The 23385-nt window shown below is 73.7% G+C and carries 21 protein-coding genes and 2 pseudogenes; 11 read left to right on the plus strand and 12 right to left on the minus strand.

The window, feature by feature from the left end; genetic code table 11:
* Positions 1-174: 174 nt before the first annotated feature.
* A complete protein-coding gene (locus OG875_RS04290; protein WP_330172873.1) occupies positions 175-1308 on the plus strand; it encodes a M24 family metallopeptidase in 1134 nt (377 codons plus the stop codon).
* 69 nt (positions 1309-1377) lie between these two features.
* On the opposite strand, the gene OG875_RS04295 is transcribed toward OG875_RS04290, so the two are convergent.
* Both OG875_RS04295 and OG875_RS04300 read right to left on the minus strand, forming a co-directional pair.
* Positions 1378-2670, minus strand: coding sequence for a hypothetical protein (locus OG875_RS04295; protein WP_330172874.1), 1293 nt, complete (start codon positions 2668-2670; stop codon positions 1378-1380).
* A gap of 125 nt (positions 2671-2795) precedes the next feature.
* Complete coding sequence (locus OG875_RS04300) at positions 2796-3920, minus strand: cation diffusion facilitator family transporter (protein WP_330177602.1); 1125 nt, start codon at positions 3918-3920, stop codon at positions 2796-2798.
* 348 nt (positions 3921-4268) lie between these two features.
* Here OG875_RS04300 and OG875_RS04305 point away from each other — a divergent pair, with 348 nt between their 5' ends.
* The 3 genes from OG875_RS04305 to OG875_RS04315 all read left to right on the plus strand — a co-directional run bounded on the left by OG875_RS04305 (position 4269) and on the right by OG875_RS04315 (position 6912).
* Positions 4269-4631 carry an ArsR/SmtB family transcription factor gene (locus OG875_RS04305; RefSeq protein ID WP_330172875.1) on the plus strand — a complete coding sequence of 121 codons (363 nt, stop codon included), beginning with the start codon at positions 4269-4271 and terminating at the stop codon, positions 4629-4631.
* A 108-nt stretch (positions 4632-4739) separates the two neighbouring features.
* A complete protein-coding gene (locus OG875_RS04310; RefSeq protein ID WP_330172876.1) occupies positions 4740-5954 on the plus strand; it encodes a hypothetical protein in 1215 nt (404 codons plus the stop codon).
* Positions 5955-6129: 175 nt separating this feature from the next.
* Positions 6130-6912, plus strand: coding sequence for a peptidoglycan recognition protein family protein (locus tag OG875_RS04315; protein WP_330172877.1), 783 nt, complete (start codon positions 6130-6132; stop codon positions 6910-6912).
* Between the two features lie 27 nt (positions 6913-6939).
* On the opposite strand, the gene OG875_RS04320 is transcribed toward OG875_RS04315, so the two are convergent.
* Positions 6940-7428, minus strand: coding sequence for a GNAT family N-acetyltransferase (locus tag OG875_RS04320; RefSeq protein ID WP_330172878.1), 489 nt, complete (start codon positions 7426-7428; stop codon positions 6940-6942).
* Positions 7429-7545: 117 nt separating this feature from the next.
* Here OG875_RS04320 and OG875_RS04325 point away from each other — a divergent pair, with 117 nt between their 5' ends.
* Together OG875_RS04325 and OG875_RS04330 are read left to right on the plus strand one after the other, a co-directional pair.
* Entirely contained in the window at positions 7546-7995 is a 450-nt protein-coding gene (locus tag OG875_RS04325; protein WP_330172879.1) for a VOC family protein, read from the plus strand.
* Between the two features lie 105 nt (positions 7996-8100).
* Positions 8101-9441, plus strand: coding sequence for a 6-phospho-beta-glucosidase (locus tag OG875_RS04330; protein ID WP_330172880.1), 1341 nt, complete (start codon positions 8101-8103; stop codon positions 9439-9441).
* Between the two features lie 28 nt (positions 9442-9469).
* On the opposite strand, the gene OG875_RS04335 is transcribed toward OG875_RS04330, so the two are convergent.
* From OG875_RS04335 to OG875_RS04360, 6 genes and pseudogenes are all read right to left on the minus strand, one after another.
* The gene (locus tag OG875_RS04335; protein ID WP_330172881.1) at positions 9470-10711 is read right to left on the minus strand and encodes a cytochrome P450; all 1242 of its coding nucleotides are present in this window, start codon (positions 10709-10711) and stop codon (positions 9470-9472) included.
* 268 nt (positions 10712-10979) lie between these two features.
* A pseudogene (locus tag OG875_RS04340) lies at positions 10980-11576 on the minus strand (GTP-binding protein); the annotation flags it as partial.
* The gene (locus OG875_RS04345; protein WP_330172882.1) at positions 11551-11910 is read right to left on the minus strand and encodes a DUF742 domain-containing protein; all 360 of its coding nucleotides are present in this window, start codon (positions 11908-11910) and stop codon (positions 11551-11553) included. The gene OG875_RS04345 and the pseudogene OG875_RS04340, both read right to left, overlap by 26 nt.
* Complete coding sequence (locus tag OG875_RS04350) at positions 11907-12329, minus strand: roadblock/LC7 domain-containing protein (RefSeq protein WP_330172883.1); 423 nt, start codon at positions 12327-12329, stop codon at positions 11907-11909. The genes OG875_RS04345 and OG875_RS04350 overlap by 4 nt, the downstream gene beginning before the upstream one ends.
* Entirely contained in the window at positions 12326-13813 is a 1488-nt protein-coding gene (locus OG875_RS04355) for an ATP-binding protein (RefSeq protein WP_330172884.1), read from the minus strand. Before OG875_RS04355 ends, OG875_RS04350 begins: the two co-directional genes overlap by 4 nt.
* A 335-nt stretch (positions 13814-14148) precedes the next feature.
* Positions 14149-14655 carry a GNAT family N-acetyltransferase gene (locus OG875_RS04360; protein WP_330172885.1) on the minus strand — a complete coding sequence of 169 codons (507 nt, stop codon included), beginning with the start codon at positions 14653-14655 and terminating at the stop codon, positions 14149-14151.
* A 144-nt stretch (positions 14656-14799) separates the two neighbouring features.
* Between OG875_RS04360 and OG875_RS04365 the strand changes: the two genes are divergently transcribed.
* Positions 14800-15177 (plus strand): VOC family protein, encoded by a 378-nt coding sequence (locus OG875_RS04365; RefSeq protein WP_330172886.1) that lies wholly within the window; start codon positions 14800-14802, stop codon positions 15175-15177.
* A 30-nt stretch (positions 15178-15207) separates the two neighbouring features.
* Here OG875_RS04365 and OG875_RS04370 read toward each other — a convergent pair.
* Positions 15208-15705: pseudogene (locus tag OG875_RS04370) on the minus strand (DUF6328 family protein); the annotation flags it as partial.
* 805 nt (positions 15706-16510) lie between these two features.
* Between OG875_RS04370 and OG875_RS04375 the strand changes: the two are divergent.
* Positions 16511-17398, plus strand: a complete 888-nt coding sequence (locus OG875_RS04375; RefSeq protein WP_330172887.1) for a S1 family peptidase — start codon at positions 16511-16513, stop codon at positions 17396-17398.
* A 280-nt stretch (positions 17399-17678) separates the two neighbouring features.
* Positions 17679-18071, plus strand: coding sequence for a VOC family protein (locus OG875_RS04380; RefSeq protein ID WP_330172888.1), 393 nt, complete (start codon positions 17679-17681; stop codon positions 18069-18071).
* Here the strand turns inward: OG875_RS04380 and OG875_RS04385 are convergent.
* A complete protein-coding gene (locus OG875_RS04385) occupies positions 18011-18739 on the minus strand; it encodes a helix-turn-helix domain-containing protein (protein ID WP_330177603.1) in 729 nt (242 codons plus the stop codon). The two genes, OG875_RS04380 and OG875_RS04385, sit on opposite strands and share 61 nt — an antisense overlap.
* Positions 18740-18861: 122 nt before the next feature.
* Complete coding sequence (locus tag OG875_RS04390) at positions 18862-20013, minus strand: YihY/virulence factor BrkB family protein (RefSeq protein ID WP_330172889.1); 1152 nt, start codon at positions 20011-20013, stop codon at positions 18862-18864.
* A 17-nt stretch (positions 20014-20030) separates the two neighbouring features.
* Between OG875_RS04390 and OG875_RS04395 the strand changes: the two genes are divergently transcribed.
* Together OG875_RS04395 and OG875_RS04400 are read left to right on the plus strand one after the other, a co-directional pair.
* Positions 20031-21683: an acyl-CoA dehydrogenase family protein gene (locus OG875_RS04395; protein ID WP_330172890.1), complete on the plus strand. Its 1653-nt coding sequence runs from the start codon at positions 20031-20033 to the stop codon at positions 21681-21683.
* Between the two features lie 345 nt (positions 21684-22028).
* Positions 22029-23321, plus strand: coding sequence for a GAF domain-containing protein (locus OG875_RS04400; protein ID WP_330172891.1), 1293 nt, complete (start codon positions 22029-22031; stop codon positions 23319-23321).
* The last annotated feature ends 64 nt before the right edge of the window (positions 23322-23385 follow it).

Raw genomic sequence — 23385 nt, forward strand, 5'->3', positions numbered from 1 at the left:
CAGGAACGAGGGAAATCTAACGCGTCCCGGCCGGGCCCACCACCTATTTCCCGGGCGCCCGTGCCGGCCTGCGGCGGCCCGGCACCCGCGCGGGGCCCGGGGCCGCCGCCGCGATCCCGGTGACTTCCGTGAACGGGGTCGCGGGGCGGTCCGCGACGGCGGCAGGATGGCCGCATGAATGGCAGCAGCGCACCCATCGTTCCCTTCACCGCCGACGACTACCGCGCCCGGATGGACCGCACCGTGCGGGAGGCGGTCGGCGCCGGGCTGGCCGGTGTGGTCGTGGCACCCGGACCCGACATGGTCTGGCTCACCGGGTACGCGCCGCCGGCCGACACCGAGCGGCTGACCCTGCTGGTGCTCACCCCGGACGGCGGACCCGTTCTCGTCGTGCCGAAGCTGGAGGCGCCCGACGCGGAGGGGGCCGCCGGGGCGTCCGCGCTGACCCTGCGGGACTGGACCGACGGCACCGACCCGTACGGGGTGACCGCGCCCCTGCTCGGCACCACGGGGCGGTACGGCATCAGCGACAACACCTGGGCGCTGCACCTCATCGGCCTCCAGGAGGCGCTGCCCGGCACCTCGTACACCCCGCTGACGAACGCGCTCCCGATGCTCCGCGCCGTCAAGGACACGCGTGAGGTGGAGCTGCTCGCCGCGGCGGGCGCCGCCGCCGACGCCGCGTACGAGGAGATCAAGAGGGTGTCCTTCGCGGGCCGTTCGGAGTCCGAGGTCGCCTCGGACCTCGCGGCGCTGCTGCGCCGGTTCGGGCACTCCCGGGTCGACTTCACCGTGGTCGGCTCCGGCCCCAACGGCGCCAATCCCCACCACGAGGCCGGTGACCGGATCATCGAGGACGGCGACATGGTCGTGCTCGACTTCGGCGGTCTGTACGAGGGGTACGGCTCCGACACCTCGCGCACCGTGCACGTCGGCGAGCCCACCGAGGAGGAGCGGCGCGTCCACGACCTGGTGCGGGAGGCGCAGCGGGCGGCCTGCGAGGCGGTACGGCCCGGCATCGCCTGCCAGGAGGTGGACCGGGTGGCGCGCGCGGTGATCGCCGACGGCGGGTACGGCCCGCACTTCATCCACCGCACCGGCCACGGCATCGGGGTCACCACGCACGAGCCGCCCTACATGGTCGAGGGCGAGGAGCAGCCGCTCGTACCGGGCATGTGCTTCTCCGTGGAGCCGGGCGTCTATCTGCCGGGCCGCTTCGGTGTCCGGATCGAGGACATCGTCACCGTCACCGCCTCGGGCGGGCGGCGGCTCAACACCTCGGAGCGGGAGATGGCCGTGGTGCGCTAGTGATGTGAGTCGGAGAGGCCCGGGGGCCGGGGCCGGGCGAAGTCGCCCCGGTCCCGGCCCCCGGCCGGTTCAGCAGTTCGGTACGCCGGGCAGCCACTGCTCCACGACATCGACGAAGATGTTGGAGATGTAGCCGCCGTAGGCGGGCAGATAGGCCCAGCCGTCGTTGGTGATCCCGTCGACGGTGATCCGCTGGCCGTGCACCTGGCAGGTGACGTTGACCGTCGTGGGACCGGCCAGCCGTGCCACCTCGGCGGAGGCGGTGGTCGCCTGCTGGCGGATGCGGACGTCAGTGCCCCAGGTCGGGAAGGACTTGCCCGACTGGTCACCGGTCCAGAGGTAGGTGACGGTCACCCAGCCGTTGTCGTTGAGGCCGACGTTGTAGAAGGTGCCGTCGGCGAGGTCGATGCCCGCCGGGTTGAGCACCGTACGGCCGGAGCCGTCCTTGCCGCCGTTGTAGCCGTTCTCGTACGCCGCCTGTGCCTCCGGCTTGCCCTGGGGCAGGTCCTTGAACATCTCGCGGGTCGGGGACGGGTTCCAGTAGTCGTCCTTGATGTTCCACGGGCCGACGTCCCACACGGGGGCGGTCTCGCAGCGGGCGGGGCCGCAGACCTTCACGGAGTACTGGCCGCTGCCGTTGGGCGACAGTCCCCTTCGTGAGGGCAGCGCGACGAAGTGGTCGTTGGGCTGGATGACGTGGCCGTTGGCGGTGGTGCCGCCGACGAGTCCTTCACGGGTGGCGAAGACCCGTGCGGAGTAGGCGGTCGCGCCCGCGGCGGTGCGCGGCGCTCCGGCGCCCTTCTCGGCCGTCAGCCGCAGGCCGGTGACTCGGGCCTCGCCCGCCGGGTCCCAGAGGGTGATCCGGGCCTGCACGGTGGTGACCTCGCGGGGCAGGAGCGCGGGGCCTCCGTCGGCCGGTGTCCACTCGGTCCAGGCGCCGCCCGCCGAGCGGCCCCGTACGTCGACGGCCGGCTCGGCGCCGGCGCTCGGGGAGGAGGTGGGGGAGGCGTCGGCGGAGGGGGTGGCGGCGGTCAGGTCGGCGCTGATCCGGTTGACCGGGGCGTCGAGTTCCCTGGGGGCCAGGACCTGGCTGCCGTAGCCCCGGCCGGACTCGGCCGACGCGGGGCGGAAGGCCGTGCTGCGTACGCGCAGCGCGCCGTCGGTCCAGCGGACGTTGACGTCGTCGGAGGTGATACGGGTGAGGTCCGCCGACCAGGTGGCGGGCGCGGACGCTACGCGCGTGGATTTCTGGCCGTCGGCCGCCCCGGCGGGCGGCGTGGCGAGGGCGACGCCCGCGCAGGCGAGCAGGGCGAGGGTCGCGGCGAGACGGCGTCGGTACGCGGGTCTGGCTCGGTCGTTCATGCCGGGCTCCTTCGGTGGGGGGAGGAGAACCCGGCACACGCTAGTGAGCGTGTCATGGCACCGACAAGAGCCTGAGCGGCCCGCCACGCGGGACATTACCGACGAATCGTCAATTCCGGTGGCATTCAGGCGACATGGGGGCGGCGCGCGGGGGCGTGTCCATGACCTTCCGGCGTGGCGTGGTGGATCAGCGCCGCGTGGGGGTCCGGACCGCCGGGCGGGACGGCGGGGTCGGCGTGCACGAGGGCGGCGGTCAGCTTCGGCACGGCGTGCAGCAGCGCGTGCTCGGCCTCGACGGCGAGCCGGTGCGCCTGACGTACCGTCAGCTCCCCGTCCACCTCGACCGCGACCTCGGCGCGCAGCCGGTGCCCGATCCAGCGCAGCCGCAACTCCCCCACCCCCCGCACACCGGGGACCTCCCGCAGCGCCGACTCGGCGGCGTCCACGAGCGCCGGGTCGACCGCGTCCATCACCCGGCGGAACACCTCGCGGGCCGCGTCACGCAGGACGAACACGATCGCCCCGGTGATCAGCAGACCCACGACCGGGTCGGCGAGCGGGAAGCCCAGCGCGGCGCCGCCCGCGCCCAGCAGGACGGCGAGGGAGGTGAAACCGTCGGTACGGGCGTGCAGCCCGTCGGCGACCAGGGCCGCCGAGCCGATCTCCCGGCCGACGCGGATGCGGTAGCGGGCCACCCACTCGTTGCCCGCGAAGCCGGCCACGGCCGCGACCGCGACGGCCGGCAGATAGCCGATCCGCTGCGGGTCGAGCAGCCGGTCCACGGCGGTCCACGCGGCGAGGACCGCCGAGGCGGCGATGGTGAGCACGATGACGATGCCCGCGACGTCCTCCGCCCGCCCGTACCCGTAGGTGAACCGCCGGGTCGCCGCGCGCCGCCCCACGACGAACGCGACGGCGAGCGGCAGCGCGGTCAGCGCGTCGGCCGCGTTGTGGACGGTGTCGCCCAGCAGCGCCACCGAGCCGGACAGGATCACGACCACCACCTGGGCGAGCGCCGTCACGCCCAGGACGGCCAGCGACACCCACAGGGCGCGCATGCCCTTCGCCGACGATTCGAGGGCCTGGTCGGTCTTGTCGGCCGACGCGTGGGAGTGCGGGGTGAGGAGATGGCCGAGCGCGTGGCGCGCGCGGGCGAGCCGCCCGGCGGCGCCGCCGGGCGGATGCGCGTGAACCGGCGGGTGGTCGTGGCCGTGGCCGTGTGGCGCCGGGTGGCCGTGCGCGTCATCCACCGGGTGGTCGTGCGCGTGGACCTGCGGGGGATCGTGGCGCCCGTCGGTAGTCAGGTGGTCGTGCCGCCCGGGGACCGCCGGATGGTCGTGCCCGGGGCCGTGGACAGTCGGGTGGTCGCTCCCGGAAACCGGCCGGTGGTCGCTCCCGTGAACCGGCGGATGGTTCGGGCCGTCACCCACCGGGTGGTCGTGCGCGTCGCCGTGGGGCGGACGGCGGGTGGGGCCGTGCGGGTCGTTCATGGCGATGACCTTCCGACGCGCGGACGGCGGGGACCGGGCAGGGACGAGCGGAAGCGGCCGGGCACGGGCCGGTGGACAGCGGCGTGCCCCGTTCGCCATTATGTGCATATGAGCGCACGCATGCAACCGTCCTCCGAGCCCGGCGGCGGCCATCCGCCCGTCCCCGGCGAGGAGCAGTTCACCCTCGCGGCGGAGGTCTTCGCCGTCCTCGCGGACCGTACGCGGCTGGTCCTGCTGCACGCGCTGGCGGGCGGCGAGGCGGATGTGTCGACGCTGACGGAGGTGTGCGGCGCGGCCCGCCCCGCCGTCAGCCAGCATCTCGCCAAGCTCAGACTCGCCGGACTGGTCGTCACCCGGAAGGAGGGCCGCCGGGTCGTCTACAGCCTCCGCGACGGCCATCTGCGGCGCGTGATCGACGAGGCGCTGAACCTGGCGGACCATCAGCTCGACGGCCGCCCCTCGCACGACTGAGCCCCGCGCCGGACGCCTCCACCGGCTCGTACAACCGTACGGTCGCCCGGCGTGTCTTCCCTTCCACACCCGGCCGCCACCCGGTGCGGACGGCCCCCGGAGGACACCATGACATCGGCTTCACCGACACACCGCTCACGCGGGCTCACCCTGACGACGGGCGCGGCCGTCACGGCGGCGCTCGGCTGGTCGCTGGGGTCGGCGCCCGGCGCCGCCGCCGAACAGGGCGCTTCCGGCGCCGAGTTGGTGTTCGAGCAGACGGCCGAGCCGATCGAGGGAGTGGAGCCGGGCGACGCGGCGGAGGTGTCGTTCGCCGTGAAGAACACCGGCGACGCGCCCGCCACCCGGGTCGTGCTCTACCTCAGCGGCTCGCAGGGCCTGGCGTACGCCGACAGGTACTCCAACTGTGTGTACGAGGACGCGCCCGCCCAGGACGAGGGGCCGGCCCAGGTGAACGCGGTCTGCGACATCGAGCAGACCCTGGAGCCCGGCACCGTCCACGAGCCCGCCGAGCCGATCGGCCTGGACCTGAAGGAACGGGCCCTGTACGAGCGCCTCGACGTGCACATCCTCCCGGATGTGGGCACCTTCCCCGACGGCACCGGGCACGGCGGCGGCGCCGACCCGGTGCTGACCCTCGTCGAGCGCTCCGCGCCCGAGGCGCCCGGCACCGTCCACGGCCCCGAGCTCGGCGTCGACATCACCGCCCGGAACACGGCGGACTTCGCGCTGACCGGGTCGACCGTCACGGGCGCGGCGGGCACGACCGTGAACGCGAAGGTCACCTTCGCCAACAAGGGCCCGGCGTGGGCGAGGAACGACGTCTACGGGCCGATCGGCGTCTTCGACGTCGGGATCCCCAAGGGGACGAGGGTCACGAAGGTCCCGGAGTTCTGCGAGCCCGCCGGGGCCGCGGCGACGTACCGCTGCACGACTCCGTACAACTACGCCGACGAGGACAGCGAGCGCGCCTACGTCTTCGGGCTGCGGATCGACAAGGTCGTACCGAACGCCACGGGACGGGTCGCGTTCGTCAAGGGCGACCACCGGTGGGGGACGCTGCCGTTCGACAAGAACCGCGTCAACAACACGGCGAAGATCGTGGTGAACCCGTCCGCCGGCGGCGGAACGACCGGCGGCACGACCGGCGGCGCGGCATCCACGGGAAGCACGGGCGGCACCACGGGCGGCTCCGCTCCGGGCCCCCAGCTCGGCGAACTGGCCGCGACCGGCGCCGACGGCCCGCTCCTCGCGGGCGGCACGGCCCTGGCGCTGCTGGCGGCGGGCGGAGTCACCGTCGCGCTCCGGCGCCGCCCCTCCTGACCGGCCCGGACGCGGGGGCGGTTCCCTCGTACGGACGAACCATTCGAATACGGTTCGAGTCCCCCGCCCGGCCCTCCCACCGCCGTGGCGGGGGTTCGGCCGGCGGCGGGAAACGCCTCCGAACCGCCGCCCGGGAGCAGGGCGTATCCCCGTCACGCGGCCTACCCTCGTCCCCATGAACATCGACCGGCGCGTGCTGCTCCGCGGCGTGGGCTGGGCCACCGCGGCGGGCGCGGGGCTCGGCCTGGCCGCCGACGCCGCCGTACGCGCCGGCGAGGACGGGCCCGGCCCGCACCTTCGCTCGCGCACGCGGGCGCGCCCGGAGGGCGAGCTGCGCTGGTCGAGCGAGCCGCCCGCCGTCGAGCCCCGGACGTTCTGGCAGGAGAAGCCCCCGCCCCGGCGCACGCCGGAGCGGACGGCCACCGAGGTCAAGGCCGTCTTCATCCACCACACCAGCAGCCCCAACGACTACACCCGCCCCGAAGTCCCCGCCCTCATCCGCAACTTCGCCGTCGACCACGTCGACAACCGGCAGTGGGACGACATCGGCTACAACTTCCTCGTGGACCGGGGCGGTGTCATCTACGAGGGCCGCGTGGGCGGCATCGCCAACCCCGTCGTCGGCGCGCACACCCTCGGCTTCAACGTCGCCACCATGGGCATCGCCGCCATAGGAGACTTCAGCGACGGCACCCCCGTGCCCGAGCCGATGGTCGACGCGCTGGCCCGGCTGATCGCGTGGAAGCTCGGCCTGTACGGGGTCGATCCGCGCGGGACGACGACGCTGACGTCCACCAACGACGGCAGCCGCTACAAGAAGGGCACCCGGCAGATCTTCCGTACGGTGTCGGGCCACCGGGACGGCTACTCGACCCACTGCCCCGGCGGCGCGCTGTACGGGGCGCTCCCCCGTATCCGCGAACGCGCCGCCCGCCTCCAGGGCCGGCCGGACCGGTGACACCGTGCCCCGGCAGCCGGGCCCGGCTCAGAGCGCGCGGTGCATGATGTGCAGTCCGACATAGCCGTGCGCCGGGTGGCGGAACCCCTCGGGGAGCGTGCCGAGCACGGTGAAGCCCAGCGACTCGTACAGCTTCACGGCGTACGTGTTGGTCTCCACCACCGCGTTGAACTGCATCGCGCGGTAGCCCGCCGTACGGGCCCACTCCAGGCTGTACGCGCACAGGGCCCGGCCCACGCCCCGGCCCGAGCAGGCCGGGTCGACCATGTAGCTGGCGCCCGCGATGTGGCCGCCGTTGCCCAGGTGGTTCCTGTTCATCTTGGCGGTGCCGAGGACCGTCCCCGTGCCGTCGACCGCGACGACCGTGCGATGCGGCGGGGCCAGCAGCCACCAGTCGCGGGCCTCGTCCTCGCCCAGGTCCGTCGGATAGGTGAACGTCTCGCCCGCCGCCACGATCCCGTGGAAGAACGGCCAGATCGCGGCCCAGTCCTCACGGGTGGCTTCCCTGATAAGCATCGGCCCAGCATGCCGGGGCGCCGCCGTCGGCCGCCAGCCCTTTACACCGGGGGCCGGGGTGCCCGGCGGGCCGGCCCCGTACCGTGTGCGGCCGATGACGGCGGGTACACGCGACCCATGGTTGAGAAGACGAGTGTCCTTGTCCTGGACTGCGCCGAACCCATGGAACTGGCCGAGTTCTACGCCGGTCTGCTCGACGCCGAGATCCGCCCGTGGGGCGACCCCGACTACGTGGAGGTCGTCGGCAACAACGGCGTCCATCTGGCGATCCACCGTGACCACGGCTACGCGCCGCCGAGCTGGCCCCGCCCCGACGACTCCCAGCAGGCCCATCTGCGCATCCTCGTGGAGCGCGGCGACATGGACGAGGCCGAACGGGAGGCCGTCGGTCTCGGTGCCCGGCCGGTCGAGGCGAAGAACAACGGCGGTCCCCGCGACGTGCGCACGTACTCCGACCCGGCCGGGCACTCGTTCACGCTCGCCGTGTCGCCCGAGCCCGCGCGGCAGCCCGACCCGGTCGGCGGCGGCCCCAACACGGAGAACGCCCACGGCACCGGTGACGTGTAGGACCGGTGACGTATAACGGGACGGTCCTGTCGGTCGCGGCGCACGTCCACGGCCGTCCCGTCCCTCGCGGCGCTGTCCGCCGCGCGCGTCGAAGGTGGTTGTCGGATGAGGCTCACGGTCCTCGGTGGCGGGGGCTTCCGGCTCCCCCTGGTGTACGGCGCGCTCCTGGACGACCACGCCGAGGGCCGGGTCACCGAGGTCGTCCTGCACGACGTGGACCCCGCCCGGCTGACCGCGATCGCCCGGGTGCTCGCCGACCAGGCGGCCGGGGTGCCCGACGCGCCGGAGGTCACGGTCACCACCGATCTGGACGAGGCGCTCCGGGGCGCCGACTTCGTCTTCTCGGCGATCCGGGTCGGCGGTCTCGAAGGGCGGGCGGCCGACGAGCGTGTGGCGCTCGCCGAGGGGGTGCTCGGCCAGGAGACCGTGGGCGCGGGCGGCGTCGCCTACGGGCTGCGCACCGTGCCCGTCGCCGTGGACATCGCCCGCCGGGTCGCCCGGCTCGCCCCCGACGCGTGGGTCATCAACTTCACCAATCCCGCCGGTCTGGTCACCGAGGCGATGGCGCGCCGGCTCGGCGACCGGGTCATCGGCATCTGCGACTCGCCCGTGGGCCTCGGCCGGCGGGTGGCGCGGGTGCTGGGCGGGGACCCCGGCAGCGCCTTCATCGACTACGTCGGGCTCAACCATCTGGGCTGGCTGCGGGGTCTGCGGATCGACGGGGTCGACCGGCTGCCGGAGCTGCTCGCCGATCCCGGCCTGCTCGGCACGGTCGAGGAGGGGCGCCTGTTCGGCGCGGAGTGGCTCCGGTCGCTGGGGTCGATCCCCAACGAGTATCTGCACTACTACTACTTCAACCGGGAGACGGTACGCGCCTACCGGGAGGCCGAGCGCACCCGTGGTGCGTTCCTCCGCGACCAACAGGCCCGTTTCTACGAGGAGATGGCGCGGCCCGGGGCTCCCGCGCTGGCGACCTGGGACCGTACCCGCGCCGAACGCGAGGCCACCTACATGGCGCACAACCGCGAGGCGGCGGGCGCGGGTGAACGCGCCGCCGAGGACCTGGAGTCGGGCGGGTACGAGAAGGTCGCCCTGGCGCTGATGCGGGCCGTCGCGCACGACAGCGGGACCACGCTGATCCTCAATGTCCGCAACGGCTCCACCCTGTCGGTCCTGGACGCCGACGCCGTCATCGAGGTCCCCTGCCTGGTGGACGCGAACGGCGCCCATCCGCTGGCCGTGGCGCCGCTCCCGTACCACGCGACCGGTCTGGTCTGCGCGGTGAAGGCCGTCGAGCGCGAGGTGCTGGCGGCGGCGGAGAGCGGGTCGCGTACGACGGCGGTCAAGGCGTTCGCGCTGCATCCGCTGGTCGACTCGGTGACCGTGGCACGGCGGCTGGTGGACGCCTACACGGACGTCCACCCCGGCCTCGGCTACCTCAAGTGATCACCGCACACACATGTCTGACGTGACGTCAGGGCGTCGCGGCGGTGGTGTCCGGCGTACGCGGGGTGAAGCGCACCGGCAGGGAGCGCAGGGAGCGGACGAACGGGCCGGGCCGCCAGGTGAGTTGGTCGCGCGGGGTGATCAGCTCCAGGTCGGGCAGCCACTGGGTGATGCGCTCGATCGCCTCGGTGGCGATGAGCAGCGCGTGCTGTTTGACCGGGCACTTGTGGGCGCCCGCGCCCCAGGACAGATGGGAGGCGTCGTGCGGGTGGTCGGGGGCGTCGGCGGCCTGCTGTTCCGCGAAGTAGCCGAGCGCGCCGTAGGAGACGATGACGGGCACGGCCCTGCGGACCCGGATGCCGTGGAAGCTCAGTGACTCGCGGGCGTAGAGGATGCCGTAGTTCGCCAACGGTGTCTCGTGGCGCAGGACTTCGAGGACCGCGTCCATGACGGGGCGGGAGCCGCTGGTGAGGGTGGAGTAGTAGGCGGGGTTGCCGAGTATCCGGGACAGCGCGTTGGCGACGAGGTTCGCCGTGGGCTCGTGGCCGGCGCCCATGGTGAGGAAGACCTGCCAGACGACCTCCTCGTAGCTGAGGTCGGCCGGGTGGTCGATCAGCCGGCTGGTCAGGTCGTCCCCGCGTTCGAGGGTCTTGGCGGTGACGAGTTCCGTGACGTACTCGCCGTACTCCACGTCTCCGGCGGCGGCCTCGGCGCCGCCTTCCATGAGCCGTCCGAGCGAGTTGTTGAGGCGGGCGCTCTCGCTGTCGGGCAGGCCGAAGAGGTTGTTGAAGATCAGCGTCATCAGGGGGCGGGCGAAGTCGTCCACGAGATCGGCGCCGCCGGCCGGGCCGAACCGGCCGACCAGCAGGTCCACGGCCCGGTGCACCCGCTCGCGCAGGTCGTGCGGTTCGACCAGGTCGAAGGCGTCGACCAGCGCCGTCCGGTAGCGGCGGTGCACCGCGTCGTCGGTGAAGAGGGGGTTGGGGCGCCACTTCAGCATGCTGAAGATCGGCGAGTCGGCGGCGGCGGTGGCCTCCCACTCCCGGGAGTCGCGGGACCAGGTGCCGGGGTCGTGGAGGATGTCGAGGGCGGCCCGGCGGTCGGTGACGATGTACGCGGGCTCGCCCGGGGCGAGTTCGCCCCAGCCGACGGGGCCCTGCGCGCGCAGGGCCTCGTAGCGGCTCAGCGGGTCGGCGGCGAAGCCCTCGTCCCAGAGCCGGACCGGGGCCGTGAGGGGGAAGGTGCGCGCGGGGGCGGGGCGGGTGGTCATCGGGTCACCGGCTCTCCGTGGCGGGGCCGGCGCCGTCGGCGAGGGCGGTGGCAGGGGCCGGGGCGTCCTGACGGGCGAGGGCGTCGGCGTGGACGGGGGCGTCCTGGCGGGCAGGGGCGTCGAGGGGGGCGGACGGGTCGGCGTGGAACGGGACGGGGGCGTTGTCCTGGGCAGGAGCGCCGGCCTGCACCGGCACGGTGGCGTGGACGGGCGTGTGGACAGGGGCGGGGGTGTGGGCGGGAGCGCCGGCGCGGGCCTGGGCGTCGGCGTGAGCCGTTATCAGGTACTGGACCAGGGACAGCAGTGCGTCGACGGCGGAGTTGGTGTCCCGGGCGTCGCAGACGACCATGGGCGTACCGGGTGCCAGGTCCAGCGACAGGCGCAGTTGCTCCTCGGTGTAGGAGCGCGCGTCGGGGAAGGTGTTGAGCGCCACCGCGTACGGCAGACCCGACTCCTCCACCAGACCGAGCACGTCGAACGAGTCGTCGATACGCCGGGTGTCGACCAGGACGAGCGCGCCGAGCGCCCCGTGGGCGATGTCCGCCCAGAGCGCGCGGAACCGCTCCTGGCCGGGGGTGCCGAAGAGATAGAGCACGATCCCGGCTTCGAGACTGATCCGCCCGAAGTCGATGGCGACGGTGGTGGACGTCTTGTCCCGGACGCCCGCCAGGTCGTCCACCGACACGGACGCCTCGGAGAGGTCCTCCTCGGTGTGCAGCGGACGGATCTCGGACACCGAGTCGATGAGCGTGGTCTTGCCCACGCCGAACGGGCCCGCCACCAGGATCTTCACCAACTCGGTGGTGGTGTCGGGCAGATGCAGCCCGTCGGGACGGGCGCTACTGCTTGAGGGCGCGGAGGCCATCGGCGACTCTCCTCAAGAGGTCGGGGGCGGGCAGGGCCGCCGGGGGTACGGGTGCGCGCAGGCTCACCAGTCCCTGGTCGGCCAGCTCGGCGGCGAGGACGCGTACGGCGGAGACCGGTAGCTCCAGCAGGGCGGCGGCCTCCACCAGGGTGAGCGTCCCGCCGTCCAGCACGTCGAAGAGCGCGTGCCGGGCGGCGGGCAGCCCCTCGGGTGCCGGGCCGGTCCCGCCGGTCAGCAGCGAAAGCCGCTCCAGTTCGGTGTGGCTCGGCCGAGCCACCCCGCCGGTGGACAGATAGGCGGGAACGAGTGGGCGGCCGCTCCTGCGGCCGGTCATGCCGGAGCGCCGCCCGCACCCGCGCGCGGTGCGGCGGTCATCGTTTTCTCGCCGAGTCTGGCCACCTGCGAGTGCACCCGGTGGGCGAGCAGGTCGAGCCGGACGTCGGGGGTGCCGTAGGCGGCCACACAGGTGCCGTGCGAGGTGGGTGCGACCAGGATGTAACCGTGGTCGGACTCGATGACGATCTGGCGGATCTCCGCGTCGTCGCGGTCGGCGAAGGCGGCTGCCGCCGTACGGCACGCGCCCTGCACGGTGCTGGTGATCGCCGCCGTGCGTTCGGCGGTCGCCTGGGTGAGCGCGTCCGAGTAACCGGAGACGAGTCCGTCCCTGGTGAGGATGACGGCTGCCCGCACATGCGGGATTTCCAGGATCGGATCGAGCACCCACGCCGTTTCGCCGGCGTTGCGGCTTTTCATCGCGGGTCGTTCCCTTCGGGGTCAACTGAGGATCGTGCCGCGGCCGTGCCGGTCTGGAGGGCACCGAGCGCGGCGGCGGAGTCGTCGGGGGTACGGACGGGCGGCGGGGCCTGCCCGGGGAAGGAGCGGACGGCCGGGGCCGCCGCCTCGAACTCGGTGCGGGCGTGACGGCGTCTGCGCCGGGGCAGCGAGTCGTCGGGCCAGGAACCGGGGCCGAGCGGGTGGTCGGAGTGACGGTCGTCGGTCGGCGGGAGGGGGACGGGGGCGTACGGGACGGCCTCCGGGACCACCGGGCGGGCGGCGGCGCGTACGGCCCGGGAGGTGGCGGCGGTCCTGACGGGGAGTGCGGCGTCGGTCTCCGCGCGGCCCGGCTGGTCCGGCGGTCCGGCGGGGCGGGTGGAGCGCGGTGCGGCGGCGGCGGGCGGTCTGCGCACCGGGTCGACATGGCTGAGCAGATGGTTGCTGACCAGCAGTACCGCGCGTACTCCGCCGTACGGTGACGGGGTCGACAGGTCGACGGAGAGGTCGAACTGCCGGGTGAGCTGGCCGATGGCGGCGAGTCCCATCCGGGGCGGGTCGCCCAGGTCGGAGAGCAGGATCGGCTCGCTGCTCGCCACCATCCGCTGTGCGTAGGCGCGTTCGTCGGGCGACATGCCCACCCCGGCGTCGTCGATGGTGACGGCGGCGCCGTGGTGGACCCGTTCGAGGTTGACGGTGACGTCGGTGTCGCGGGAGGAGTGCCGCAGCGCGTTGTCGAGGAGTTCGGCGACGATGATCGCGACCGGCTCGACGGCGTGCGAGACGAGCGCGGTGCCCGGCTCCAGATGGTTGTTGACCCGGACGCGGTGGTAGCCGACGAGCCGTGACTGGCCTCCGGTGACCGCGTCCACCAGGTGCGACTCCTGCCGGGCCAGGCCCACCCAGGCGCCGCACACGACGGCGGCGACCTGTGCGCGCCGCAGCGACTGTTCGTTCTCGTGGTCGAGTTCGAACAGGGTCTGTGCCAACTCGGGCTCGTCGTACTGCTGTTGCAGTCCTCGGAGCACGTCCTGGAGACGGTAGAGCCCGGCCTGGATCTCGCGCGTGGTGCCGCGCATGCCGGCCCGTGCCGCGGCGTCGACCCGTTTGCGCTCCTGGATCATCAGGCTCGACAACCCGCTGATCACCCCGTCCAGACCGGCGCCCGGTCCGGTGCGGGCGAACTGGGGGCTGAGCGCTCCCGGCACCCGCACGTGCGGGTGCGCGGCGCGGGTCGCCACCGCGGGGATGCGTTTCTGGGCGAGATGGGCGATCTCGGCGGTGAACGCGTCGGAGACACGCTCGGCCTTGGACCGCTCGCTGTCGAGCCGGTCCCGCAGCCGGGCGATCTCCGCGCGGAGCCGTGACCGGTCACGGCGGGAGCGGAGCAGACCGCCTGCCAGGACGAGCGTCGGCAGAGTTCCGGCGGCCAGGCCGCCAGCGGCCAGGACCGTTATCTCGATCATCGGACGGACCTCGGGAATCGGGGAATCTCACGGGCCGGAGGGACCCGGAAGACAGCCCGCACAGTACACACCGCTACCGGTCGTGTGCGCACCGCTTACGGCGGGGAACTCCATCGAACGGGTGTGGTGCGAGGGGCGCACAACACGGGTGTGCGACCGGCGCGTTCGGCGGCCGGGCGGGCCGGGCGCGGAGTGCGGGAGGCCGGGGGCCCGGTGCGGGGGCGCACGTCAACGGGGCGGCGCCGGAGGCGCGTTGCCGGGGGTGCCGCCGGGCCGGGCCGCGGCGGGGCGTACCGGGAAAGGGAGTTCTAAGGGTGACCGGGTGCCGCGCGGTGTCAGGCGGACGGGGCCGGTACCCGGATGACCAGCTCCGGGCGGTCCCACATCACGGCGGGCGGGTTCGCCGCGACCGTACCGACGCGTTCGGCGCCGACGCCCCGGTAGAAGCCCTCGGCGGGCGGGTGGGACACCACGCGCACGGCGCCGAGCCCGGCGGCCCGCGCCTCGCCCGTCATGTGCGCGACCAGCAGGCGTCCGACGCCCTGGCCCTGCGCGGCGTCCGCGACGAACATCAGGTCCAGTTCGGCGGGGGCCAGCAGCAGGGCGTAGAAGCCGAGGAGCCGGTCGTCGGGGCCGGTGGCGAGGAAGACCTGGTGGGTCTCGATGTAGTCGGGCCCCACGCGGTAGCCGGCGATCATGGGCGCGTACGGGCCCCGGTAGGCGCCGGAGGCCCGGACCAGCCGCGTCAGCCGCCGGGCGTCGCGCGCGGTGGCCCGCGTGATGGCGGGGACCGGGGCGGCCCGGCCCGGCCGGCGGCCGGCGGCGGTAATACGCGGAGTCATGGGCGGAGTATTACGTACGGGGTACGCGGCCCGGACGGCGGGCCCGGACGGGCTCCTCGGACGGGCCGCCGGGCTGCCGGGTCCCGGTCCTCCTTGTACGGTCGGTGAGGAGGGCCGGACCCGGCCGTACGAGAGGACGCAGCCATGCTCGGCAGCAGCAAGGCGTTCAGCGGTTTCGCCGTGGACGACATCCCGAGGGCCCGCCTCTTCTACGGCGAGACGCTGGGCCTGGAGGTGACCGAGGCGAACGGGATGCTGCGGCTGCGCCTGGCGGGCGGGGCGGAGGTGCTGGTCTATCCGAAGCCGGACCATGTCCCCGCCGCCTACACGATCCTCAACTTTCCGGTGGACGACATCGAGGCCGCCGTCGACGAACTGGTCCGGCGGGGTGTGCGTTTCGCGCGGTATCCCTCGACGGAGACGGACGAGCGGGGGATCTTCCGGCTGGGCGGTCCGTACATCGCGTGGTTCACCGATCCGGCGGGCAACGTGCTGTCGGTGCTCCAGGACCGCCCCGCCTGAGCGGCCCGGCGCGCGTCGTCGCGTCGTGGGTCACGGGGCGTCCGCGCCGCCGGAGGTCTCCGGGGTGTGTTTGGCGCCGTCGTGGCGGGCCCAGGCCGGGAGGACGAACCAGCAGAGCACGAACCAGACGACGAGCCCCGCGACGATCCACAGCGCCACGGCGTTGTGCAGTGCCACGCGCAGTATCAGCAGCAGCGCCGACGCCATGGTGCAGAGCAGGAAGACCAGCCCCACGACGGTGAGCCGGGACGCCCAGACGACCATCTGGGGCTTCAACTGCCGCCCCGTGACCATCCGGTGGAAGGACACGGGCGCTATGAGCGCGCCGGTGGTGACGGCGCCCAGGACCACGGTCGCGAGATAGATGTTCGAGTCGGTGTCCGACAGTTCGCTGAAGCGCGGCTGGAAGACGACGGTGAGCAGGAAGCCGAAGAGGATCTGCACGCCGGTCTGGGCGACGCGTACCTCTTGAAGAAGTTCCACCCACCGGCGGTCCGCCCGCTCCTCCGGGGATTCGTCCCGTCCCCGCGCGGGCCCGTCGCCGGGTCTTCTCCCGTCCGTCTCCCTTTCCGCGCCGGTTGTCTCGGTGCCCTTCTCTGCGGCTGCGGCTGCGTGCGCGCCTGCGCCTGCGGGTGTGCCTGCGGGTGTGCCGGTGTATTCGGTCATGCTCTCCCGGATGTCCCGTGAGCCCTCGCCCAATCCACCCGGTCCCCCGGGGTTTTCGGCGGTCAGCACATGCCCCCGCCCTGTCGCAAGGGCGCCTCGTGGCCGAAAGCGGACGCACGGGATGACCATCAAATCGGCCCCGGCCGAAAAGATTCGGCCATCGAGCCGGTCGGCGCAATTCGTACGTACGCCTCATAGGTCCGCTCCGGCCTCAGAGGACGCGGGGCGCGTGGCCGTACGGAACCGGCCCGGACGTGGCCGTTCACACCGCTCGTCGTCGCCTCGGAAGCGACCTGCAAACCGCCCGTCCGCGGCCCGTGACCCGTCGGAGCCGCGCCGTACACAGGCTCAAACCCGCTGTCCCGCAAGGTGTTTTCGGCCCTCGGCGGCGCAACTCCCGCCGCTCGCGACCGCTTTGCAGCAAAGGATTGGTCAAAGGCAGCAAAAGCAGGGCCGGTGCCGTCGGCCCCGTCCGTCGGCGGCGTGTGACGCCGCTCACCCGCCGGGGTCCGGAAGTCGGCCTTGTGAACGGGACGTGGCCGGTCAACGATTCCAACCGTGCGCAGCGAACAGGAACGCGGCCGGTGACGACCGGAAGCGGACCGGCGCACGAAGAACGGCCCACACCCCACGGGGCCGTGCTTTCCCCCCACCGATGGAGGATTTCGTGACCATCAAGCGCTTCTCCCCCCTCAGCGTCGTTCCGAGACGAGCCCGTCTGCTCGCCGTGGCCTCCGGTCTGGTGACCGCGGTCGCGCTCGCCGCGCCGTCCGCCGTGGCCGCCCCCGCGCCGCAGGTGACCGCCGCCCAGCTCGCCGACGCCAGCTCCACCATGCGTACCGCCGACGTGGCCGGTACCGCCTGGTACACGGACAAGGCGACGGGCAAGATCGTCGTGACGGCCGACAGCAGCGTCTCGGCCGCCGAGCTCAACAAGGTCAAGTCCGCCCTCGCGGACACCGGCGCCGGCCTGACCGTCAAGCGCACCCCCGGCACCTTCAGCAAGCTGATCGCCGGCGGCGAGGCCATCACCACCGGCGGCGCCCGCTGCTCCCTCGGCTTCAACGTCACCAACGGCAGCGCCAACTACGCGCTGACCGCCGGTCACTGCACCAACATCGGCAGCGCCTGGTCCATGGGCACGACGGCCGGTTCCAGCTTCCCGGGCAACGACTACGGGATCATCCAGCACTCCGACCCGGGTGCGGCCGACGGCAGGGTCTACCTGTACAACGGCACGTACCAGGAGATCACCGGCGCGGCCGACCCGGCCGTCGGCCAGGGTGTCACCCGCAGCGGTTCCACCACCGGTGTGCACAGCGGCACGGTCACGGGCCTCAACGCGACCGTGAACTACGGCGCCGACGGCATCGTCTCCGGCCTCATCCAGACCAACGTCTGCGCCGAGCCCGGCGACAGCGGCGGCGCGCTCTTCTCCGGCACCACGGCCCACGGCCTGACCTCCGGCGGCAGCGGCAACTGCTCCTCCGGCGGCACCACGTTCTTCCAGCCGGTCACCGAGGCCCTCAGCGTCTACGGCGTCTCGATCATCTGAGCATCCGAGGCGTCCGGGGCCCCGGAGGGTGACGATCCTCCGCGGTTCCGAACGACGCAGGGACGATTCGTCCCCGGCGGGCCGCGCCCCAGGCGCGGCCCGCCGTCGTGCGTCCACCCGCCTGTCCGTACACGCGTCCATCCGCGTGGGCGCCGCGTGGGCGCCCGCCCGTGTGTCCCCGCTGTCCATGCGCGCACGTGCTCGCCCGCCCCCGTGTCCGCGTGTCCGCGTGTCCGATTCGTTCAAGACCGGGTCCGTGGGCCGCGCCTACGGTGACGTCATGACTCCACGACTCGATGTGATCGGCATCGTCACCTCCGACATGGCCGCCTCGCTCGCCTTCTACCGCAGGCTCGGCCTGGACATCCCCGCCGACGCGGACGCCGCGCCCCATGTGGAGGCCCCGCTGCCCGGCGGCATGCGCCTCGCCTGGGACACGGAGGACGTCGTCCGGTCCTTCGACCCGGGGTGGACCCCGCCGTCGAACGGCGACCGCACCGGACTCTGCTTCCGCTGCGACGCTCCCGCCGAGGTCGACGCGGTGTACGAGGCGCTGGTCGGCGCCGGGTACCGGGGGCACCTGGAACCCTGGGACGCGGAATGGGGCCAGCGTTACGCGGTGGTGCTCGACCCGGACGGCTGCGGCGTCTCGCTGTTCGCCAGCGTCGCGTAGGCACCGAGGGTGAGGCCGGCCAGCGCGCGTGTCTCCCTGGCGAGATGCGCCTGGTCGGCGCAGCCCGCGAGGGCGGCGGCCTCCGCGTACGGCACCGACGCCCGTACGAGCGCGAGCGCGCGCTGGAGCCGCAGTACGCGGGCCAGGGTCTTGGGACCGTAACCGAAGGCGTCCAGCGAGCGGCGGTGCAGCCGGCGCGGGCCGAGGCCGGCGCTCTCGGCGACGGAGGCGACCGGGCGGCCCGCGTCGAGCCCGGCGACGACGGCGCGCAGCAGCGGGTCGGGCGGTCCGGAGAGCGCGAGGCGCCGCAGGGCCACGGCTTCGAGGACGGCCGCCGGGTCGTCGGCGGCGGCGAGGCGCTCGGCGATCTCGCGCGCCTCGGCTCCGGGCCACAGGTCGGCGAGGTCCACGCGCCGGTCGCGCAGCTCGTGCGCGGGGACGCCGAGGAGCGCGGGGGCGATGCCGGGCGCGAAGCGGACCCCGGTGCAGTCCCCGGTGAAACCGTCCTCGCCGGGCGGTGGGGGCCGGTACGCGCGGGTGTCGGGCCCGGCGACGCCCAGCCGGCCCCCGATCCAGAGCAGATCCATGCAGCCGTCGGGCAGGACGGGGTAGACGGCCCCGCCGTCCCCCTTGGGCGCGGTCTTCGTCCATACGACGACGCCGTCCATGTGCGACGCCCGTTCCCGGTACACGTACGACAGGTTACGGCCCGGTCCGGAGTCGCACCCCGGCCCGGCAGGCCGGGTCGGGTCGGGTCACGGTGCGGCCGGGCCCGGCCGCCTCCGCCGGGTCAGGACTTCGGTTCCTTGTCGCGGCCGGTGTGGAAGCGGGACTTCAGGTCGTCCGGCGGCAGGAAGCGGGACCATCGCTCGGGGAACTCGGAGGGCATGTCCGGGTCGGGGCCGTACTCCCCGTCCTCGCCGTCCCCCCGCGCTCCCGGCTCGCCCGACAGCGCCTCCACCCGCGCGATCGTCTCGGCGGCGTGGGCCGCCCGCAGGCGCTCGTTGGCCGCGCGGGCCGCCGCCGTGGCGACGGACGGCCAGACCCGGTCGATGGCGGCGTTGACGGCCGCGCCGACCAGGACGGCGAAGGCCGAGATGCCGATCCACAGGAGGACCGCGATGGGGGCGGCGAGGGAGCCGTAGATGGTGGGGCCCTCGACCGTACTCGTGAGGTAGATCCGCAGCAGGAAGCTGCCGAAGACCCACATCCCGAGGGCGACGAGCGCCCCCGGCACGTCCTCCAGCCACGGCGACCGGGCGGGCACCGACACGTGGTAGAGCGTGGTCAGGAAGGCGATGGAGAGCAGGATCACCACCGGCCAGTACAGGACGCTGGCGACCTCGGTGCCCCAGGGGATCAGCTCCACGACCCGGTCGGGCCCGACCACCGCCAGGGGCAGGACGACGGCGCCGATGAGCAGCGCCACGAGGTAGAGCAGGAAGGCGAGCAGCCGGGTGGCGACGATGCCGCGCCGGCCGTCGAGCCCGTACATCACGGTGATCGTGTCGATGAAGACGTTCACCGCCCGTGAGCCGGACCAGAGCGCGATGGCGAAACCGATGGAGATCAGGTCGGGGCGTCCGCCGTGCGTGACGTCCGCGAGGAGCGGCTTGGCGATCTGGTCGACGCCCCGGTCCGAGAGGACCGTGCCGACGGCCGTGAGGATGTTCCGCTCGATCGAGGCGACGGTGGTGGTGTTGGTCCAGTCGTCGACGTATCCGAGGAGGCCGAGGAGGCCGAGCATCAGCGGCGGGAGGGAGAGCAGGGTGAAGAACGCCGCCTCCGCGGCCAGCCCGAGAATCCGGTACTCGATGCACGAGTTGACCGTGTCCTTCAGCAGCAGCCAGGCCATTCTCCGCTTGGAGACATTGCGGTAGAGGGCACGGGCCCGGCGGAGTCGGCCGGTGGGCCGGTCGGGAGTTTCGTTTGCTGCCTGCACCTCCTTACCGTAGCGGCATGACCTCCACCACCCACACAGTGACCAACCAGGTTCCGCCCCTGGTCGGATACGACGTCTTCAGCGGCGACCGGGCCCTCACGGAGGGCCTGGAGCGGCACGCCGCGCCCGGCGTGATCGACGAGGCGCGGTCGGAACTGACCGCGCTCGGCCGGCTGGCCGGTTCGGCGCGGGCCCAGGAGTGGGGGACGCGGGCCAACGAGAACCCGCCGACGCTCCGCACGCACGACCGGTACGGCAATCGGATCGACGAGGTCGAGTTCCATCCGGCCTGGCACCAGTTGCTGGACGAGGCGGTGTCGGCGGGGCTGACCGACGCCTGGGGGCGGCCGGACGGGCATCTGCGCCGGGCGGCCGGTTTCTATGTCTGGTCGCAGGTCGAGGCCGGGCACGGCTGTCCGCTGTCGATGACGCACGCGGCGGTGCCCGCGCTGCGCGCGGAGCCGGAACTGGCCGCCGAGTGGGAGCCCCGGCTCACCTCGCACCGGTACGAGCCGGGGCTGCGGCCCGCCGCCGGGAAGGCGGGCGCGCTGTTCGGGATGGGGATGACCGAGAAGCAGGGCGGCAGCGACGTACGGGCCAACACGACGGCCGCGCGCCCGCTGGACGCGGCGGGCGAGTACCTGCTCACCGGGCACAAGTGGTTCTGCTCCGCGCCGATGTGCGACGGGTTCCTGGTGCTGGCGCAGGCACCGGCCGGGCTGACGTGCTTCCTGGTGCCGCGGGTGCTGCCGGACGGGACGCGCAACGTGTTCCTGATCCAGCGGCTCAAGGACAAGCTGGGCAACAGGTCGAACGCGTCGGCGGAGGTGGAGTTCGACGGGACCTGGGCGCGCCGGGTCGGCGAGGAGGGGCGCGGGGTGCGCACCATCATCGAGATGGTGGCGGCGACACGGGTGGACTGTGTGCTCGGATCGGCGGCCCTGATGCGGCAGTCGGTGGCGCAGGCGGTCCATCACGCCACGTACCGGCGGGCGTTCGGGTCCGAGCTGGTCGACAAGCCGCTGATGCGCAACGTCCTGGCCGATCTGGCGCTGGAGTCGGAGGCGGCGACGACGCTGGCGCTGCGGCTGGCGGCGGCGCAGGACGCGGTGCGGAGCACGGGTTCGGAGACAGAGAAGGCGTTTCTGCGGCTGGCGGTGCCGACGGCCAAGTACTGGGTGACCAAGCGGTGTACGCCGGTCACGGCGGAGGCGCTCGAATGTCTGGGCGGCAACGGGTACGTGGAGGAGTCCGGGATGCCGCGCCTGTTGCGTGAGTCGCCGCTGAACTCGATCTGGGAGGGGGCGGGGAACGTCCAGGCGCTCGACGTGCTGCGGGCGCTCCAGCGGGAGCCGGACGCCCTGAACGCGTTCCTCCGGGAGGTGGGCGCGGCACGCGGCGCGGACCACCGGCTGGACCGGGCGATCAAGGACCTGCTGACCGAACTGGCCGATCTGGACGGCATCGAGGCGCGGGCCCGGCGGCTGGTGGAGCGGATGGCGCTGGTGCTCCAGGGGTCGCTGCTGGTGCGGTGGGCGCCGTCGGCGGTCGCGGACGCGTTCTGCGCGTCGCGGCTGGGCCGGGACTGGGGTACGGCCTTCGGCACGCTGCCGCACAGTCTGGACCTGGAGTCGGTGGTGACGCGGGCGCGGCCGACCGGGGACAACTGACGGACGCTGGGCGGGCGGTGACGGCTGCCTCATCCCGGGCGGCTACCCCGCCGGGCCGGTGTGCGCGTTCGGTGACGCGGCGTCGGCGCGGCGCGGGCGGGCCGGAGAAGGCTCGGCCGGGCGGTCGATGCCGCGGGTGGGCCGAAGGCGGCGCGTGTGGCCGGCCGGTGCCGCGTATGGGCCGAGGGTGGTGCTGCGCCGACACGGCACCACCCACGACTTGATGTCACCTTGGTGGATGGGCCGGGCGTCCGCCAGAGTTGCAGGTGGTTGCAGAATCGGCATGTCGACCGGACGGCCGGACTTCGCAGAATCGATAAAGCGCCGTGCGCGGCGGGGGGCCCGATGAAGGACACACCGCTCGATCTGTCCCGTCTCATGGCGATGGACGCCCGGCAGGCCATGCGGCTGCTCCAGCGGGTCCGGGAGGCGTCGCTGGCGGGCGACCGGCCGCCGGTGGCGCCCCGGCCGGTGATCGGGGCGTCGTGGCAGCGGGTCCGGCGGCTCGGTGTCAGCCCCGACCGGCAGTCCGGCCGGGCGGTGCTGGCGCCCGAGGAACTGGAACACCACCGCCGTACGTCGGCGCTCGGCGAGGTGATGCGGGGGATCAGCGACGGGCTGACCGGGATCGCCGACGCGTCCCTCCAGATCCTGGTGGTCTGCGACGCGCAGGGCCGGGTGCTGTGGCGCGAGGGCAACACCCGGGTGCTGCGGCGGGCCGACGGCATCAGTCTGGCGGAGGGCGCGGTCTGGTCGGAGCGGATGACGGGGACCAACGCGATCGGTACGGCGCTGGCCGCCAGGGTCCCGGTGCAGGTCCACTCGGCGGAGCACTTCGTACGCCCCCTGACACCGTGGACGTGCGCGGCGGCCCCGGTGCACGACCCGCGCGACGGGCGGCTGCTCGGGGTCGTCGACGTGAGCGGCCCGGCGTCGGGTTTCCATCCGACGACGCTGGCCCTGGTCACCTCCGTCGCCCGGCTGGCCGAGAGCGGACTGCGGGAGCGGCATCTGCGGGCCGTGGAGCGGCTGCGGGCGGTGGCGGCGCCGATCCTGTGCCGGGTCGGCGGGCGCGCGGTGGCCGTCGACACGCACGGCTGGACGGCCGCCGTGACGGGGATGGCGCCGGTCGACCGGCTGCCGCTGCCCAAGTCGCTGCGGCCGGGGCGGCTGTGGCTGCCGTCGCTCGGCATGTGCGCGGTCGAGCCGCTGCCGGGCGGCTGGCTGCTGACGGTGGAGGAGGAGCCGCCGCCGGACGCGCCGCGCCGGGTGGTGCTGGACCTGAGCCGGCCCCGGCGGTGGTCGGTGACGGTCTCGGGGGCGGCGGGCAGCTGGGCGCGGGAGCTGACGCCGCGCCACGCGGAGCTGCTGTACGTCCTGGCGGCACGCCGGGAGGGGCGGAGCGCGGCGGAGCTGGCGGCGGACGTGTTCGGGGACCCGACGCGCACGGTGACGGTGCGGGCCGAGATGTCGCGGGTGCGCCGTCATCTGGCGGGGGTGCTGGCCCACCGGCCGTACCGCTTCAGCGAGGAGATCGAGGTGGAGGTGGTACGTCCGGCACACCCGGCGGACCTGCTGCCGCACTCGACGGCCCCGGCGGTGGCGGCCGACCGGGTCCGGGGCGGCTGCGAGGCGTAGCTCCCGCCCGGCGGGACCGCGCGGGACGGCCCTCGCAAGGCGGGCCTTCACTGACGGGCCGCGC

Origin of the sequence: Streptomyces sp. NBC_01498 (assembly GCF_036327775.1) — a bacterium.
Taxonomy (GTDB): domain Bacteria; phylum Actinomycetota; class Actinomycetes; order Streptomycetales; family Streptomycetaceae; genus Streptomyces.